Origin of the sequence: Xanthomarina maritima, assembly GCF_008084905.1 — a bacterium.
GTDB classification, from domain to species: Bacteria; Bacteroidota; Bacteroidia; order Flavobacteriales; family Flavobacteriaceae; genus Xanthomarina; species Xanthomarina maritima.
Genome location: NZ_VSFC01000012.1, coordinates 35183 through 51390 on the forward strand (window position 1 = coordinate 35183; position 16208 = coordinate 51390).

Annotated in this window: 15 protein-coding genes and 3 tRNA genes; 7 read left to right on the forward strand and 11 right to left on the reverse strand. The window is 29.7% G+C overall.

Annotation, left to right across the window (positions count from 1 at the left end):
* Positions 1 to 164: 164 nt before the first annotated feature.
* Together gyrA and FVF61_RS01700 are read left to right on the forward strand one after the other, a co-directional pair.
* The gene (gyrA, locus tag FVF61_RS01695; protein WP_148452603.1) at positions 165 to 2720 is read left to right on the forward strand and encodes a DNA gyrase subunit A; all 2556 of its coding nucleotides are present in this window, start codon (positions 165 to 167) and stop codon (positions 2718 to 2720) included.
* Positions 2721 to 2736: 16 nt separating this feature from the next.
* A complete protein-coding gene (locus FVF61_RS01700; protein ID WP_148452605.1) occupies positions 2737 to 3984 on the forward strand; it encodes a tetratricopeptide repeat protein in 1248 nt (415 codons plus the stop codon).
* A gap of 48 nt (positions 3985 to 4032) precedes the next feature.
* Here the strand turns inward: FVF61_RS01700 and FVF61_RS01705 are convergent, their stop codons facing one another.
* Positions 4033 to 4782 (reverse strand): C40 family peptidase, encoded by a 750-nt coding sequence (locus tag FVF61_RS01705; RefSeq protein WP_148452608.1) that lies wholly within the window; start codon positions 4780 to 4782, stop codon positions 4033 to 4035.
* A gap of 18 nt (positions 4783 to 4800) precedes the next feature.
* Positions 4801 to 5979, reverse strand: a complete 1179-nt coding sequence (locus FVF61_RS01710) for an acetyl-CoA C-acyltransferase (protein ID WP_148452610.1) — start codon at positions 5977 to 5979, stop codon at positions 4801 to 4803.
* A 128-nt stretch (positions 5980 to 6107) separates the two neighbouring features.
* Between FVF61_RS01710 and FVF61_RS01715 the strand changes: the two genes are divergently transcribed.
* From FVF61_RS01715 to FVF61_RS01730, 4 genes are all read left to right on the forward strand, one after another.
* Positions 6108 to 8156 (forward strand): HD family phosphohydrolase, encoded by a 2049-nt coding sequence (locus FVF61_RS01715; protein ID WP_148452612.1) that lies wholly within the window; start codon positions 6108 to 6110, stop codon positions 8154 to 8156.
* Between the two features lie 94 nt (positions 8157 to 8250).
* Positions 8251 to 8334: transfer RNA gene (locus FVF61_RS01720), tRNA-Ser, on the forward strand.
* Positions 8335 to 8366: 32 nt separating this feature from the next.
* Positions 8367 to 8441, forward strand: a tRNA-Pro gene (locus FVF61_RS01725).
* A gap of 18 nt (positions 8442 to 8459) precedes the next feature.
* Positions 8460 to 8533 (forward strand) — tRNA-Arg (locus FVF61_RS01730).
* A 132-nt stretch (positions 8534 to 8665) separates the two neighbouring features.
* Here FVF61_RS01730 and FVF61_RS01735 read toward each other — a convergent pair.
* The gene (locus tag FVF61_RS01735) at positions 8666 to 9166 is read right to left on the reverse strand and encodes a hypothetical protein (RefSeq protein ID WP_148452614.1); all 501 of its coding nucleotides are present in this window, start codon (positions 9164 to 9166) and stop codon (positions 8666 to 8668) included.
* Positions 9167 to 9263: 97 nt separating this feature from the next.
* Here FVF61_RS01735 and FVF61_RS14220 point away from each other — a divergent pair, with 97 nt between their 5' ends.
* Positions 9264 to 9413, forward strand: a complete 150-nt coding sequence (locus FVF61_RS14220; RefSeq protein ID WP_199757247.1) for a hypothetical protein — start codon at positions 9264 to 9266, stop codon at positions 9411 to 9413.
* A 5-nt stretch (positions 9414 to 9418) separates the two neighbouring features.
* On the opposite strand, the gene FVF61_RS01740 is transcribed toward FVF61_RS14220, so the two are convergent.
* The 8 genes from FVF61_RS01740 to tsaD all read right to left on the reverse strand — a co-directional run bounded on the left by FVF61_RS01740 (position 9419) and on the right by tsaD (position 16109).
* Positions 9419 to 10081, reverse strand: a complete 663-nt coding sequence (locus tag FVF61_RS01740) for an HAD family hydrolase (protein ID WP_148452616.1) — start codon at positions 10079 to 10081, stop codon at positions 9419 to 9421.
* A 74-nt stretch (positions 10082 to 10155) separates the two neighbouring features.
* The gene (locus FVF61_RS01745; RefSeq protein ID WP_148452618.1) at positions 10156 to 11340 is read right to left on the reverse strand and encodes a class I SAM-dependent methyltransferase; all 1185 of its coding nucleotides are present in this window, start codon (positions 11338 to 11340) and stop codon (positions 10156 to 10158) included.
* A gap of 6 nt (positions 11341 to 11346) precedes the next feature.
* Positions 11347 to 12435: an AI-2E family transporter gene (locus FVF61_RS01750; RefSeq protein WP_148452621.1), complete on the reverse strand. Its 1089-nt coding sequence runs from the start codon at positions 12433 to 12435 to the stop codon at positions 11347 to 11349.
* Between the two features lie 48 nt (positions 12436 to 12483).
* Complete coding sequence (locus FVF61_RS01755; protein ID WP_148452623.1) at positions 12484 to 12987, reverse strand: TrmH family RNA methyltransferase; 504 nt, start codon at positions 12985 to 12987, stop codon at positions 12484 to 12486.
* 6 nt (positions 12988 to 12993) lie between these two features.
* Positions 12994 to 13650 carry a DUF4159 domain-containing protein gene (locus tag FVF61_RS01760; protein WP_148452625.1) on the reverse strand — a complete coding sequence of 219 codons (657 nt, stop codon included), beginning with the start codon at positions 13648 to 13650 and terminating at the stop codon, positions 12994 to 12996.
* Positions 13643 to 14347 carry a 16S rRNA (uracil(1498)-N(3))-methyltransferase gene (locus FVF61_RS01765; protein ID WP_148452627.1) on the reverse strand — a complete coding sequence of 235 codons (705 nt, stop codon included), beginning with the start codon at positions 14345 to 14347 and terminating at the stop codon, positions 13643 to 13645. The genes FVF61_RS01760 and FVF61_RS01765 overlap by 8 nt, the downstream gene beginning before the upstream one ends.
* Positions 14347 to 14979, reverse strand: coding sequence for a peptidylprolyl isomerase (locus FVF61_RS01770; RefSeq protein WP_148452629.1), 633 nt, complete (start codon positions 14977 to 14979; stop codon positions 14347 to 14349). The genes FVF61_RS01765 and FVF61_RS01770 overlap by 1 nt, the downstream gene beginning before the upstream one ends.
* A gap of 107 nt (positions 14980 to 15086) precedes the next feature.
* Positions 15087 to 16109, reverse strand: a complete 1023-nt coding sequence (tsaD, locus tag FVF61_RS01775; protein ID WP_148452631.1) for a tRNA (adenosine(37)-N6)-threonylcarbamoyltransferase complex transferase subunit TsaD — start codon at positions 16107 to 16109, stop codon at positions 15087 to 15089.
* Positions 16110 to 16208: the final 99 nt, after the last annotated feature.

Here is a 16208-nt window from a genome sequence, read left to right on the forward strand (position 1 = left end):
AACTTAATAAAATCAAAATATTTAACAGCTTACTTATTAAATATAAAAGCTAGAAATTGTTAATAAAAAACTTCAAAAAAATAACATGAAACACTTACTGTAACTGATGAAATGGTTATATTAGCACGATTTGAAAAACTTGAAAAAAACTAATTAAATTATATATGGCAGAAGGAGAAAAACTCATTCCAATAAATATTGAAGATGAAATGAAATCGGCTTACATTGATTATTCAATGTCAGTCATTGTGTCACGTGCTTTACCAGATGTAAGAGATGGTTTAAAACCCGTTCATAGACGTGTTCTTTATGGAATGCATGAATTAGGTGTTAGAGCAACTGGAGCACATAAAAAATCAGCTAGAATCGTTGGAGAAGTTTTAGGAAAGTATCATCCACATGGTGATACGTCGGTTTATGATGCTATGGTACGTATGGCTCAAGAATGGAGTTTGCGTTACATGCTTGTAGATGGTCAAGGAAATTTTGGGTCGATAGATGGAGATAGCCCTGCAGCTATGCGTTATACAGAAGCACGTATGCGTAAAATATCTGAAGATATGCTTGCAGACATCGACAAAGAAACTGTTGATCATAAATTAAATTTTGATGACACCTTACAGGAACCTACAGTTTTACCTACAAGAATTCCTGGACTTCTAGTAAATGGTGCTTCTGGTATTGCTGTAGGTATGGCAACTAATATGCCACCACACAACTTATCTGAGGTTGTAGATGGAACTATAGCATACATTAACAATAACGATATTGACATTGATGAGTTAATTACTCATGTTAAAGCTCCAGATTTTCCAACAGGTGGAACAATTTATGGTTATGATGGTGTGAAAGAAGCTTTTCATACTGGTCGAGGACGTATCGTAATGCGTGGAAAAGCGAATATTGAAGAAGTTCAAGGTCGTGAAAGTATTATTGTAACTGAAATACCTTATCAAGTCAATAAAGCAGATATGATTAAAAAAACTGCTGATTTGGTAAATGAAAAGAAACTTGAAGGAATTTCTACTATTCGAGATGAGTCAGACAGAAATGGGATGCGAATTGTTTACGTGTTGAAACGTGATGCTATTCCAAATATCGTTTTAAATAAACTTTTTAAATATACAGCTTTACAATCTTCATTTAGTGTTAATAATATTGCGCTAGTAAATGGAAGACCTCAATTACTTAACTTAAAAGAGTTAATTCATTTTTTTGTTGAACACAGACATGAAGTAGTAGTTAGAAGAACTACTTATGAATTGCGTAAAGCAGAAGAGCGTGCACATATTTTAGAAGGCTTAATTATAGCTTCAGATAATATAGATGAAGTTATAGCTTTAATTCGTTCATCATCTAATGCTGATGAAGCTCGTGAGAAATTAATTGAACGTTTTAAGCTTTCAGAAATTCAAGCAAAAGCGATTGTAGAAATGCGTTTGCGTCAACTTACAGGTTTAGAACAAGACAAATTACGTTCTGAATATGAAGATTTAATGGTTACTATAGAAGATTTGAAAGACATTCTTGAAAAAAAAGAACGTCGAATGGAAATTATTAAAACAGAGCTTGAAGAAGTTAAGCATAAATATGGAGACGAGCGTCGTTCTAAAATAGAATATGCTGGAGGCGATTTAAGTATTGAAGATATGATTCCAGACGAAAAAGTAGTGATTACAATTTCGCATGCTGGTTATATTAAACGTACATCGCTTACCGAATATAAAACTCAAAATAGAGGAGGAGTTGGACAAAAAGCGTCAACTACCCGAAACGAAGATTTTCTAGAACATTTATTTGTTGGAACAAATCACCAATACATGTTGTTCTTTACTCAAAAAGGAAAATGTTTCTGGATGCGTGTATACGAAATCCCAGAAGGAAGTAAAACGTCTAAAGGTCGTGCAATCCAAAACTTAATAAATATTGAGCAAGACGATGCTGTAAAAGCATTTATCTGTACTCAAGACCTTAAAGACGAAGATTACATTAATAACCATTATGTAATTATGGCTACCAAAAAAGGACAAGTTAAAAAGACATCTTTAGAGCAATATTCTAGACCAAGAACTAATGGAATTAATGCCATTACAATTAAAGAGGATGATATTTTATTGGAAGCTAAATTAACTACAGGAGAAAGTCAGGTCATGTTAGCATTAAAATCTGGTAAAGCCATTCGATTTGAGGAAGCTAAAACAAGACCAATGGGTAGAAGTGCATCTGGAGTTAGAGGAATACGCCTAGCTAATGAAAAAACTGATGAAGTTATTGGAATGATTGCTGTAGATGATATGGAAAGTGATATTCTTGTAGTTTCAGAAAATGGCTATGGAAAACGTTCTAGTTTAGAAGATTACAGAATTACTAATAGGGGAGGAAAAGGTGTAAAAACCATTTCTATTACAGAAAAAACAGGTAATTTAGTGGCTATAAAGAATGTGACTGATAGTGATGATTTAATGATTATCAATAAATCTGGGATTGCAATTAGAATGGCAGTTGAAGATTTAAGAGTCATGGGTAGAGCCACACAAGGTGTAAAACTAATTAATTTAAAAGGAAACGATTCAATAGCAGCTGTTGCAAAAGTCATGCATGATGAAGATGAAGTAGATGAAAATGGAGATGGTATAATTTCTGAAACTACTGAAATATCTAATCAACATGAAGATGGCACAACTCTTGATAATTCCCAAGAAGAAGAAGAAAATAAATAATTTAATATTAATAACAATGAAAAAACAATTTATAGTTGCTTTGGCATTTATAGTAACTACACTTTCTTTTGCACAAAAAAAAGAATTAAAAGAAGCTGAAAAAGCAATTAAAGACAACAACTTTGCTGAAGCAAAAACAATTTTAAACCAAGTAGAACCTATGCTTTCTACTATGGATGATAAATATAAAGCTCAATATTATTTTTTAAATGCTGAAGCATTATATGCAAATGGTTCTTCTAATAATGATGATGTAACTAAAGCATTAAAAAGTTTAGGCTTGGTAGAAGGAGATTATGTTGAAGAATCTGAACAATTAAAGAATAGTATGATTCAGTCTTTTGTTAAAAAAGGTAATGATGCTTACGAAAGTAAAGATTATAGTGTGTCATCAAAGAACTTTGAGAATGCCTATAGAGTTTCACCAAAAGATACTTTATATTTATATTATGCAGCTGTAACTGCTACTGGTGTTCAAGAATTTGACAGAGCTATTGTGCTTTATGAAGAATTGGAAGAGTTAAACTATACTGGAATTGAAACAGAATATACAGCTATAGATAAAGAGACAAACGAAATAGAAGTATTTCAAAGTAAAAACATTAGAGATATTTCTGTAAAAGGAGGAACGCATATTAAACCTAGTCAACGTAATACTGAGTCTAAACAAGGTGAGATAATTAAAAACATGGCATTGATTTATACAAGTAAAGGGCAAAATGAAAAAGCTCTTGCAGCCATGGCTAAAGCTAGACAAGCAAATCCAGACGATTTAAATTTATTAATTTCTGAAGCAAATTTATATTTCCAATTAGGAAATAAAGCTAAGTTTAAAGAACTATTACAAGAGGCTACACAAAAAGATCCAAATAATGCTGAATTACAATTTAATTTAGGAGTTATGTCTCAAGAATCTGGAGATATAGAGTCTGCTAAAAAATATTATAATAAAGCAATTGAATTAGATCCATCTTATACCAATGCTCAAATTAATATGGCTGCAATGATTTTAGATCAAGAAAAAGATTTAATTGAAGAAATGAATAGCCTTGGTAGTTCTTCTGCTGATAATAAGCGTTACGATGAATTAAAATTACAACGTACTGAGATCTACAAAAGTGCCATTCCATATTTGGAAGCAGTTTTAAAAACAGATCCAAATAATATAGATGCTGCAAAAACACTTATGAATATTTATAGTGCTACTGGGAATACAGATAAGTTTAAAGCAATGAAAGCTAAAGTAGAGTCTTTAGAAGGATAAGTACTCTTTAATTACTATAAAAAAAGCCGCTTTTTTATGCGGCTTTTTTTATATCACTTTTTTAATAACTCTTAATTTATGTGTGTGCATGCGTTTTTCATGGTTGTAAATTCCAGAATGATCTAATCGGTCAATTCTTACTTTACCATGAGCATGAATAATATAGTTGTCTTTCATTATAATCCCAACATGAACGATACGTCCTTCATCATTATCAAAAAAGGCCAAATCACCAGGCTCACTTTCTTCAATAAAACTTAAAGGTTCTCCTTGAGTAGCTTGTTGCGAAGCATCTCTTAAAAGTATATAGCCATTAAGTTTATAAACCATTTGTGTAAAACCGGAACAATCAATCCCAAAAGGCGTTTTTCCTCCCCAAAGATATGGCGCATTTAAATAAAGAAATGCTGTTTCAATTAATTGTGTCTTCGACTTTCTCTCATTAATTATATTACCATCATGAGTGTGATTTAGAATTGAAAGACCGTTTAATGATGAACCTAAAGGAATAGCATATAATTGCTTGTCTATATCTTCTACAAATTCAACTAAATCAGTTGAGAGAATAGGTTTTTCAAGATGAATTGTTCTATATTGTTCTTCAGAAATTTTAAAATATTGTTTGTTGTCTATCCAACCTTCATATTTATCAAATCCAAGACGAATTTTGCTCCAAGACTTACGCTGTTCAAGAACTTTAAAATAATCACCATACAATACTTGCGAAACTAATTCGCTAGTATCTGTAGGTTCTAGTCTTAAAGGAACAATGCTTAAATTACAAATTCCGTATTGCATTAATAATTAATATCAGGATTAGTTTCTTTTAATAACAACTGCAGATGCCCCACCACCACCATTACAAATAGCAGCTGCACCAATTTTTGCATTGTTTTGTTCTAAAACGCTTAATAAGGTAATTAAAATTCTAACACCAGAACACCCAAGTGGATGACCTAAAGAAACTGCACCACCATTTACGTTTACATTGTTATCGTTAAGTTCTAATATTTTCATATTAGCTAAACCAACTACTGAAAAAGCTTCATTAAATTCGAAAAAATCTACGTCGTTTATAGAAATTCCAGCTTTATCTAAAGCTTTTGGTAATGCTTTAGCAGGAGCTGTAGTAAACCATTCTGGTTCTTGAGCAGCATCTGCATAACCTGTTATGGTTGCTAATGGTTTTAATCCTAATTCTAATGCTTTATCTTTACTCATTAACACCATTGCTCCAGCTCCATCATTAATTGTAGAAGCATTAGCAGCAGTTACAGTTCCTTCTTTTGTAAAAGCAGGACGTAAAGCAGGAATTTTTTCTATTTTAACATTTGTAAATTCTTCGTCTTTAGAAACAATTATGGCATCACCTCTTCTTTGTGGAACTTCAACAGGAACAACTTCATTATCAAATTTACCTGCTTCCCAAGCAGCAGCAGAACGCTTATATGACTGTATAGCAAATGCATCTTGATCTTCTCGAGAAAATTTATATTCTGTAGCACAAGCATCAGCGCAAACTCCCATAGCATTATTATCGTAGGCATCAACTAAACCGTCCTTTTGCATTCCGTCTTCTAGAGTAGCAGGTCCGAATTTCGTTCCTGTTCTTGCATGATAATAATGAGGAATTAAACTCATATTTTCCATACCTCCAGCTACAATAATATCAGCATCACCTAGAGCAATAGATTGAGCAGCTTGCATAACACTTTTCATTCCTGAAGCACACACTTTATTGACAGTAGTACATGGAACCGTATTTGGGATACCAGCATAAATAGCTGCTTGTCTTGCAGGTGCTTGTCCAGTACCAGCTTGAACAACATTTCCCATAATAACCTCTTGAACTAAGTTTGGTTTTAAGTTAATCTTGTCTAATGCTCCTTTAATTGCTATGGCACCTAATCTTGGGGCAGGAATTGTTGATAAAGCTCCTAAAAAACTACCAATTGGTGTTCTTGCTGCAGATACTATAACTACTTCTTTACTCATTTTAAGTGTGTTTAATTTTTATTGGTGCAAAATTAATCAATTTTTAATAGAATCTAGAATGTTTACATTATTATAAGTCGTCTATTTCGGTGATATTTTTATTACATTTGAATTACTTAATATTATCAATGAAAGACTTTATTAATTTTCTTTATAAAAACCATTCCTTAGCTTATAAATTAATACTTTTTATAAGTACTACATTTTTAATAGTCTATTTGTTTCCTAAAAGTGGAAAGTTTAAATATAATTTTGAAAAAGGAAAACCTTGGCAGTCAGAAAATTTATATGCTCCTTTCGATTTTGCAATAAAAAAAACAGATGAAGAAATTCAATCTGAAAAAAAAGAAATTAAAGATAATGCGATACTTTATTTTAATTTAGAACCTAAAATAAAAGATCAAGTAATTGCTGATTATAATTCTGAATTTAAACTAGAATTACCAGATTCATTAGTAAAAAAAGATAAAGAAAAGTTATTTGCTCTTGGATTAAATATTATAGATCACATTTATAATTATGGTGTTTTAAGTGAAGATTTCGACTTTTCGAATGATCGGAAGGTAGTACTTTTAGAAGGAAGAACAGAAAAGCAAACAATTAAATTTTCAGATTTAATTAAACAAGGAGAAATAAAAAATAAAATCAATAATACATTAAATAATGAAAATTTAAGTCAGTATTCAACCCCATATATTTCTTTATTTTTCGATATAGTTGAACCTAATTTAGAGTATGATAAAGGGATTACTGAAAAAGCTTTGCAGAGTGATTTAGATAAAGTTGCTTATACAAGAGGAAGCGTAGAAAGAGAAACTTTAATCATCTCAAAAGGAGAAGTGGTTGAAGGGAGTAAATATCAAATTCTTAAATCTTTAGAGTCTGAATATGAATCTCAAGTTTGGACTAAATCTAATTACAATTGGATTCTTTTTGCATACACTTTATTGGTTTCTTTAGCTTTATTGATGCTACTGTTATTTTTAAGAAAATATAGGTTTGATATTTTTGAAAACAATACAAAAGTTACCTTTATCTTTTTTAATGTATTCTTAATGGTTTTAATAACAACTTTGGTTGTTAATTATAATTCTCAATATATTTATGTAGTACCTATTTGTATACTACCCTTAGTTTTAAAAGCATTTTTTGATGCTAGGTTAGGGATGTTTACTCATGTTATAACTGTTTTATTACTAGGCTCAATAGTTTCAAATAGTTATGAATATATGTTTCTTCAAATAATTGCAGGAATTGTGACTATACTAACAGTTTCTGAGCTATATAAAAGAGCAAATTTGTTTATTTCAGTAGGGCAAATAACACTAATTTATATAATAGCATATTTTGCTTTTTTTGTAATTCATGAAGGAAGTGTTGAAACATTAAAATGGGAAACTTTCGGTATGTTTGTATTATGTGGATTAGCTACTTTATTTGTGCAACCACTTATATATGCTTATGAAAAATTGTTTGGTTTGGTATCAGATGTATCTTTACTTGAATTATCGGATACTAACACAAAACTTTTAAAAGAACTTTCAAATAAAGCCCCAGGAACTTTTCATCATTCATTAAACGTTGCTAATTTAGCTGAAGCTTCAGCAAACGAAATAGGGGCAAATGCCATGTTAGTTAGAGTAGGAGCATTATACCATGACATAGGTAAAATGATGAATCCGACTTATTTTACAGAAAATCAATCTACTGGAATAAATCCACATGATGAATTGTCTTCAAAAGAAAGTGCAAAAATTATAATTGATCATGTAATTAATGGTATTGAAATAGCTAAAAAAAACAACCTTCCAGATAGAGTTATAGATTTTATTAGAACTCATCATGGTACAAGTACAGTTTACTATTTTTATAAAAAAGAGAAAGATTTTGACAGCACTGTTGATAAAAATTTATTTACTTATCCTGGGCCAAAACCATTTAGTAAGGAAACAGCTATTCTAATGATGTGCGATAGTGTTGAAGCAGCATCAAAAAGTTTGAAAGAGCCAACTTCTATTAAGATAGATAATTTTGTTGAAAATATTATAAATAAGCAAATGGTTGACGAACAATTTTTAAATGCCAACATTACTTTTAAAGAAATTCAGTCTATAAAAAAAGTACTAAAGCACAAGCTAGCAAACATTTATCATTTACGTATTGAATATCCTGAATAAATATTATAAAAAATTAAAAAAAATAGTTGCGTTCTTAAAGATGATACATTACATTTGCATCCGCAATTTTATTGCTAAAGTTCATTAAATTATTGGAGAGGTGCCAGAGTGGTAATGGAGCAGATTGCTAATCTGTCGACGCGTAAGTGTCGCCAGGGTTCGAATCCCTGTCTCTCCGCAATTTTTTTGATAATAATTTAGATAACTATTCGGGGTGTAGCGTAGCCCGGTTATCGCGCCGCGTTTGGGACGCGGAGGTCGCAGGTTCGAATCCTGCCACCCCGACTAATTTTTAAGAGTTACGGGCTCGTAGCTCAGCTGGATAGAGCACCTCCCTTCTAAGGAGGCGGTCATAGGTTCGAATCCTATCGGGCTCACAAAAAGCTTCACTAGTAATAGTGAGGCTTTTTTGTTTTTATTGATTATTTAAAACTAATATTGAAAAGTATAGTATATTATACTATTAGTTTCTAAAAGAAGTTAGGAAATAACATAGAAATGCTATAAATTTAATAAATACATTGCAAAACTTTCTGAAGACTATCTTTATTGGAATTTGAAATATTAAAATCAACATAACCTTTTGTTGTTTCTACTCTAGCCATCTTAAATTTACCAAATTTTAATACATTGTAGAACTCTTCACTTAACTTAAAAAGATTAGTAACATACCATCCACTATTATAATATAAATTATTGTAATCACTAGAAATGCTTTTTTCAAAAGGCAAAGTAATTACTTCCTCATTATCTGATAATAGCATTAAATTATCTTTTTCAGCTAAAATAAAGCTATCTTTCATAACTATCCAGACTTTTAAAAATCTTTGATTATCAACTTTAACGCCTTGTACTCTTATTACATTTATTCTATAATCAACAAATGCAAAAACTTCATGTTTTGTTTTAATTATGTGTTTCTTAGTAAAGGGGTCTATTTCATCCTTTTCATATTTACATTGACTATAGTTAGATAAACTTATTAAACTGATAAGTATAATTCTAATCATAATTCGTTAGTTTTTTTTCCATTAGCTAGAAATAAAGATAATATAACTTTTTGTTTTTAATTTGTATTTTTAATTAATAAAGATATACACTTTGATAATGGCAAAAACTGGTAGAGAAAAAAACACTAAAAACAAAGCCAAGCATTCTAAATTAATGAATAGAAAAAAGAATAAGCTTAAGGAAGAAGTAACGAAACGTAAAGAGCGTTTAAAAGAAATAATCCAGAATGCTAATAAGAATGAATAGAAACATTAAATATTAAATAATTTTTGAGCTTTAGTGTAGGAGATTTCATTAAAATTATTAATTACTTTATTCGCTAGACTATAATCTTGATTTTTAGAATGAATACTTTTATATCCTACACAAAAAATGTTTGCAGCTTTAGCTGCTTTTATCCCATTAGTTGAGTCTTCTATTACAAAACAATTTTCTTTATTATAGCCACTGACTTCAGCTGCTTTTAAAAATATTTCAGGATGTGGTTTCGATGCCTTTAAATCTGCTCCACTTAACTTTGAAATAAAATATTGATCTAAATTAAATCTTGTAAATATACTGTCAATGGTACCCATAGATGCCGAAGATGCTAAAACAAGAGTTAGTCCATTATTATGATAATCTTTAATTAGATTTAAGACTCCATCTATAAGATGAAGATTTGGGTCGTTTATAAGTAATTCTTTAAAAATATTTCTTTTTACTAGAACTAGATCTTCTGGATTGTTATTTAGTTTAAAATGCTCGCATAAATTTCTGCAAACATTTATAGTAGATTGCCCAGTGAAAGTTTGGTATTGAGATTCGCTTACTTCAATGTTTAAAGTCTCGAACATTCCAAAATATGCTTTGTGATGAAGAGGTTCGGTGTCAACAATAACACCATCCATATCAAATAAGACAGCTTTAAACACTAATAATTTTTTTGCAAATATACTGAAGCTATTTAATAATAAGCAAATTACTTAGTTTAAAGTTTAATTAGTAATTATAGCTTCTTACAACAAAGTAATATTTTTTGATTTTCTAAATTGGTGGTAGCAAAAATATATTTGTTGCCACCATCTTTTATTCCTAGTTTTTTCCGAATAATATTAACTGAATCAGGGAAATTTCTAGTTGTAATATTGGCTTTTGTAATCTCTCTGTCTTTAAATACTTTTTTATTATAAGGTAAAATATCTTCAATTTTAAAAATTCTACCTGGAAATTCAATTATAGAATTTGAAGTGTAAAGATGTGAGTTTTGATGTAGCTTATAGATGTTTAATTTTTCTGAAACACTATTAAATCCTCCAGATTTTAAGATGGCAACATTAGGCTCGTAAAGATGCGTTAACGGCATGCTAAAGGTAGTTTGAGCTATAGATTCTTCTTCTAATTTAAAACTAAAAGTTTCCGTTTTATTGGCTTTTAAATTAGACGTATTTATTTTAATTTGAGCATTGTTATATGCGCTTTTATCTAATATCCAAAGCAATTCTTTTACTTCGTTATTTACTGCTATAACATGGATTTTCTTTACATATTTTAATTCATTAATACCAACAGATAAATCTAATAGAGGTGACGTTTTAGTTAAGATATTATTTGAATACCTAAACAATAGTTCTAAATGCTCAGGGACATTAGGCAAGCAATCCTTTAAAAAGAATACTTTACCTTTGCTGTCGTGTCTTCTAGAAGGATCAATATATATCCAATCAAAATTAGAATTCGTGTTTTTTAAATATGAAATACCATCAGTTGTCAGGGTTTCTATATTCTCAATCTTTAATTGCTTAAAATTGTGTTTTACAAGTTGCGAAAGCTCTTCATTTATCTCACAATGAATAACTTTTTTGAATTTTTTAGAGAAATATAAACAGTCTACTCCAAAACCACCTGTTAGATCTATTAATGTATTACCTGCAACCAAACTAGCTTTAAACTCAGCTGTGATTTCAGATGAAGTTTGCTCTATGTTAAGCTTGTTTGGATAATATATTTTAGGTGTGTTGAACCAGGTTGGAAGTTTGTTTTTGCTTCGTATTTTCGATTCAATTTGCTCTACAAGCTCCTTGATATCTATGTTTAATCCTTTATGTTTTTTTAATAAAAGATCTGTAGAGTTAGAATTTAAATTGTTATTTATAAAATATTGATTTTCAGTATTTAAAATATAATCTTTCAAAGTAAATTATAAATCTTTTGTAAGTTTTTGTACAATCTTATTATCAGATAAAAATTCTTTTAAAATAACTTTAATCGCAGTATAAGTTGGTACTGCTATAATCATACCTACAATACCAAATAAAATACCAGCAATAATAATTACTAAAAATATCTCTAAAGGATGAGATTTTACACTTTTTGAAAAAATAATTGGCTGACTAAAAAAGTTATCAATTAACTGTCCAATACCAATAACAATAAGTACATATAACGTATTAGGCAGAATAACATCACTAAAACTTTGTCCTAAATTATTAGTCATAGTTAAAATAATCATTAATGCACCTCCAATTAGAGGACCTACATAAGGAACTAAATTTAATAATGCGCATAGAAATGCAATAACTAAAGCATTTTCAGCTCCTATTATTAAAAGTCCAATGGTGTAAATAAGGAACAAAACAGAGATCTGAAGGATTAATCCAACAAAATAGCGTGATAATAAATCTTTAATTTTAGAGAACGATTTTTTAGTACGTTCCTCTTTGCTATCTGGAATAAAAGCCAAAATACTGCTTTCGAATAATTGACTGTCTTTTAAGAAGAAAAAGGAGATAAACAACACCGAAAACAAGCCAATGCTAAAGCTTCCAAACCCAGAAATCATGGTATTTAATAAGTCTGGAATCATTGAATAATCAATTTTCGATAAAAAATGAGACTCCTTTATAGATTCTTTTACATTTTCAGTTTCAATTTTAAAATACGAAGTAACTTCATAATAAATATTTTCAATATTTATTTTAAGAGACTCTATATCTAATAAGGCAAGATTATGACTTTGTTTTACTATTAGCGGAATAAATAATCCAACCAAGCTAACAAGTAAACCTATTAAAAAAACCATAGTAACAATTACTGCGATGGTATCTTTAAATTTTAATTTGTTTTTAAAAAATAACACTATTGGTCTGCCAATTAATGAAATAACTGCTGCAATAACAATATAAACAATTACAGATTGGATTTTATATAGGAAGAATAAAAGCAAAGTAATGCTAAGGACAATTCCTAATGCACTTAAAATTCCTTTTGATATGGTATTTGAATTCATTTAGTAAATATACATATTGAAGTTGAAATAGTGGAATACTTAGATTTTTTATTTTAGTTGATTCGTTATCTCATAGAGAGTTATAGAAGTTGCTTGAACTACATTCATGCTGCTATTTTGACCAAACATATTGATGTGAATTATAGCATCTGAAAGTTTTAAAACTTCTTCTGAAACCCCAAAGTTTTCATCTCCAATGATAAGCGCAAACTTATATTCTTTTGAAAATTTAAACGTATTTAATGGCTGACTATTTGAAGTTATTTCTAATGATATAATCTTATAATTTTCTGATTTTAAAGTTTGGATGGTTTCAAAAATAGATTCTTTTTCTTCAAAAGAAACTACTTTTTCTGCAGCTCTTGATGTTTTTGTCATTTTTCTACCAAGAGGAATCGATGAACCACAAAATAGAATTTTTTCTACACCAAAAGCATCTGCTGCTCTAAACAAGCTACCAATGTTTGGAGCATTGGTAATGTTGTCGCATACAAGTGTTATTGGAAATGTTTGTTTAGTAAAATCAGTATTGTAATGTGTAAGCTGTTTCACAAGAGATTAATTTTCAAAAGCAAACTTTACAATGTTTGCTCCCATTTTAAGTGCTTTCTCTCTAACATCTATTGGATCGTTGTGTACCACTTCGTCTTCCCAACCATCACCTAAATCGCTTTCAACTGTAAATAGTAAAACAAGCCTATTTTCAAAGAAAATCCCATATGCTTGAGGTCTTTTGCCATCATGCTCATGTATTTTTGGTAAACCTTTTGGGAAACTATACTCTATATTAAAGATTGGATGATTTGCAGGAATCTCAATTAATTCATTATCAGGAAATACTTTTTTTAATTCTTCTGTTATATAAGGTTGCATACCATAATTATCATCTATATGTAAAAATCCACCAGAAATTAAGTAGTTTCTTAAATTCTCAGCATCTTCATCACTAAAATATACATTTCCATGTCCTGTCATATGAACAAAAGGGTATTGAAATAGTTCAGTACTGCCTGTTTCAACAGTTTGAGGACTTGAGTTAATTTTAGTATTAATATTATTATTACAGAAGGCTATTAAATTAGGAAGAGCCGTGGGATTGCTATACCAATCTCCACCACCTTTATATTTTAATACTGCTATTTCTTGAGCATTTAAACTTAAAGTTAAAAAGCAAAAATAAAAAGTAAATATGATAATCTGGAAAGTCTTATTCATTTATAAAAGCAATACTATGACAAGCAACAACTGCTGCTGTTTCTGTTCTTAATCTAGTGTTTCCCAAAGTTACAGGAATAAATTGAAATTGAAGAGCTTGCTCGATTTCTTTAACACTAAAATCGCCTTCAGGCCCAATTAAAATCGTAATATCTTGATTTGATTTAATTTCAGTTTTTAAAGATTTTTTATCTGTTTCTTCGCAATGAGCAATAAATTTTTGCCCTTTTATCGATTGGGTAATAAAGTCTTTATAAGCAATAGCATCATTTAACTTTGGCATATAACAAGAAAGAGATTGTTTCATAGCAGCTTGTAAAATTTTCTCAAAACGATCTGTTTTAATTACTTTTCGTTCACTGTTTTCACAAATAATTGGTGTAATTGTATCAATGCCAATTTCAGTAGCTTTTTCTAAAAACCATTCGTATCTATCATTCATTTTTGTTGGTGCTACTGCCAAATGAACTTGATAATTTCTTTTTGTTTGTTTTGTTTTATCAGTAATAATAGCCACACAGTTTTTAATATCTGCAACTGTTATTTTAGCTGTAAAAAGCCAACCAAACCCATTGGTAATTTTTAATATTTCTCCTTCAGATTTACGTAACACTTTTACAATATGTTTGCTTTCTTCTTTAGGAAAAATGATTTGAGTAGTTGTTTCTGAAATTTCAGGATTATAAAATAATTGCATTAGTTTAATGGTTCTACAATTTTAAGAACTTTAATTTCTTTGATTTCTTTTGGTTGATAAGTGTTTAGAATTATATAATATAAACCTTTTTCATCATTATCTAAAGTATAAATTTCGTTTTCAGAGTGTTGATTTTCTGTAATATCGATGTCGAAAAATTTAGCTGATTCATCTTTAACAAACCAACCAGTGTCTCCACCACGAGTAGCATTATTAGCAACAGAATATTTTTTTGCTAAAAAATCGAATGGAGAACCATTGTTGTACGTTGTTATTATTCGGTCTCTATAAGCTTTAGTTTTAGCTATATCTCTTTGTTCGCTATCTAATAAAATATAGCTCATTCTATAATGTGTTATTGTATTTTTTTCAATCACTTTATAGGTAGTTCTTTCGTAACCGTTTTCAGTTGTTGTTTTTCCTCCAACAGATAATTTAAAGAGGTCTGTTGCTAAAACCGATTTATGCTTCTCTTCGTTAAAAGTAATTAACTTGTTGCCTTTGGTTTTATTGTTTTTTAAATAAGCTTCTGCTGAAAACGTATCAGTAATTAAATCTAATTCTGTAGAATTATCTTCCTGTGCATGTATGGTTGAAGTAATAAGGATGAATAAAAATAAAAATCTTTTCATTTGGGAATTGTATTTAGCATTTAGTTTAACAAAAAAACAAAAAAATTAGCTTTGAATAATATTATTTTTTAAGGTTATTAACAGAGTTTTCAAAGTATGTTTATTGTTTAAATTTTTAACCTTGCAGAAGCAGTAATACTTTGTTCAGAGAAATCGTTTTCTAAATATTTTAAATAGCCTACAATCGCTATCATTGCTGCATTATCTGTAGTAAATTCAAATTTTGGCACATAGGTAGTCCATCCAAATTTTGTTTCACCAGCTTTTAAAGCTTGTCTAATCCCAGAATTTGCAGAAACACCACCACCAATAGCAATATGTTTTATTCCAGTTTGTTTAGATGCTAATTTTAGTTTGTCTATTAAAATACCAATAATAGTATATTGAATAGATGCACAAATATCATTGATGTTTTCTTCTATAAAATCAGGATTTGCTTTTGTTTCTTTTTGAATAAAGTATAGAATAGCTGTTTTTAATCCAGAAAAGCTAAAATTTAAGCCACCTACTTTGGGTTTGGTAAATTTAAAAGCTTTCGGGTTTCCTAATTGCGCACATTTGTCAATTTCTGGTCCTGCTGGATAACCTAATCCTAAAATTTTTCCACTTTTATCGTAAGCTTCACCAACAGCATCATCAATTGTTTCGCCAATAACTTCCATGTTAAAATAATTGGATACTTTAACAATTTGTGTGTGTCCACCAGAAATTGTCATGGCAAGAAACGGAAAAGGAGGTTTGTTGAAACCATCTTCATCTATAAAATGCGCTAAAATATGTGCTTGCATATGGTTAACATCTATTAATGGAATATTTAATCCTAAAGCTAAAGACTTAGCAAAAGATGTTCCAACAAGCAAAGAACCCATTAAACCTGGACCACGAGTAAAGGCAATAGCATGAAGCTGTTCTTTAGTAATATTTGCTTTTTTAATGGCTTGATTTACAACAGGAACAATGTTTTGTTGGTGTGCTCTAGAGGCTAATTCTGGGACAACTCCTCCATATTCTTCATGTATTTTTTGACTAGCTATAACATTACTTAAAATGCGTCCGTTTTGTATAACAGATGCTGCTGTATCATCGCATGAAGACTCAATTCCTAGAATATAAATATTTTGTGAAGACATTAGTAAGAATTAGGCACAATAATTGTTAATTTTGGTTTCAAAGTTATAACTTTAAAACGTATCAAAAAATTTTTAAAAATACTATCTAAATTAGTAGCA

Bases quoted from the DNA above. Each gene is read 5' to 3' on its own strand.
- FVF61_RS01700 (WP_148452605.1), top strand. From the start codon at position 2,737: ATGAAAAAACAATTTATAGTTGCTTTGGCATTTATAGTAACTACACTT.
- FVF61_RS01735 (WP_148452614.1), bottom strand. From the start codon at position 9,166: ATGATTAGAATTATACTTATCAGTTTAATAAGTTTATCTAACTATAGT.
- FVF61_RS01760 (WP_148452625.1), bottom strand. From the start codon at position 13,650: ATGAATAAGACTTTCCAGATTATCATATTTACTTTTTATTTTTGCTTT.
- FVF61_RS01705 (WP_148452608.1), bottom strand. From the start codon at position 4,782: ATGCAATACGGAATTTGTAATTTAAGCATTGTTCCTTTAAGACTAGAA.
- tsaD (WP_148452631.1), bottom strand. From the start codon at position 16,109: ATGTCTTCACAAAATATTTATATTCTAGGAATTGAGTCTTCATGCGAT.
- FVF61_RS01765 (WP_148452627.1), bottom strand. From the start codon at position 14,347: ATGCAATTATTTTATAATCCTGAAATTTCAGAAACAACTACTCAAATC.
- FVF61_RS01750 (WP_148452621.1), bottom strand. From the start codon at position 12,435: ATGAATTCAAATACCATATCAAAAGGAATTTTAAGTGCATTAGGAATT.
- FVF61_RS01770 (WP_148452629.1), bottom strand. From the start codon at position 14,979: ATGAAAAGATTTTTATTTTTATTCATCCTTATTACTTCAACCATACAT.
- FVF61_RS01715 (WP_148452612.1), top strand. From the start codon at position 6,108: ATGAAAGACTTTATTAATTTTCTTTATAAAAACCATTCCTTAGCTTAT.
- FVF61_RS01710 (WP_148452610.1), bottom strand. From the start codon at position 5,979: ATGAGTAAAGAAGTAGTTATAGTATCTGCAGCAAGAACACCAATTGGT.
- gyrA (WP_148452603.1), top strand. From the start codon at position 165: ATGGCAGAAGGAGAAAAACTCATTCCAATAAATATTGAAGATGAAATG.
- FVF61_RS14220 (WP_199757247.1), top strand. From the start codon at position 9,264: ATGGCAAAAACTGGTAGAGAAAAAAACACTAAAAACAAAGCCAAGCAT.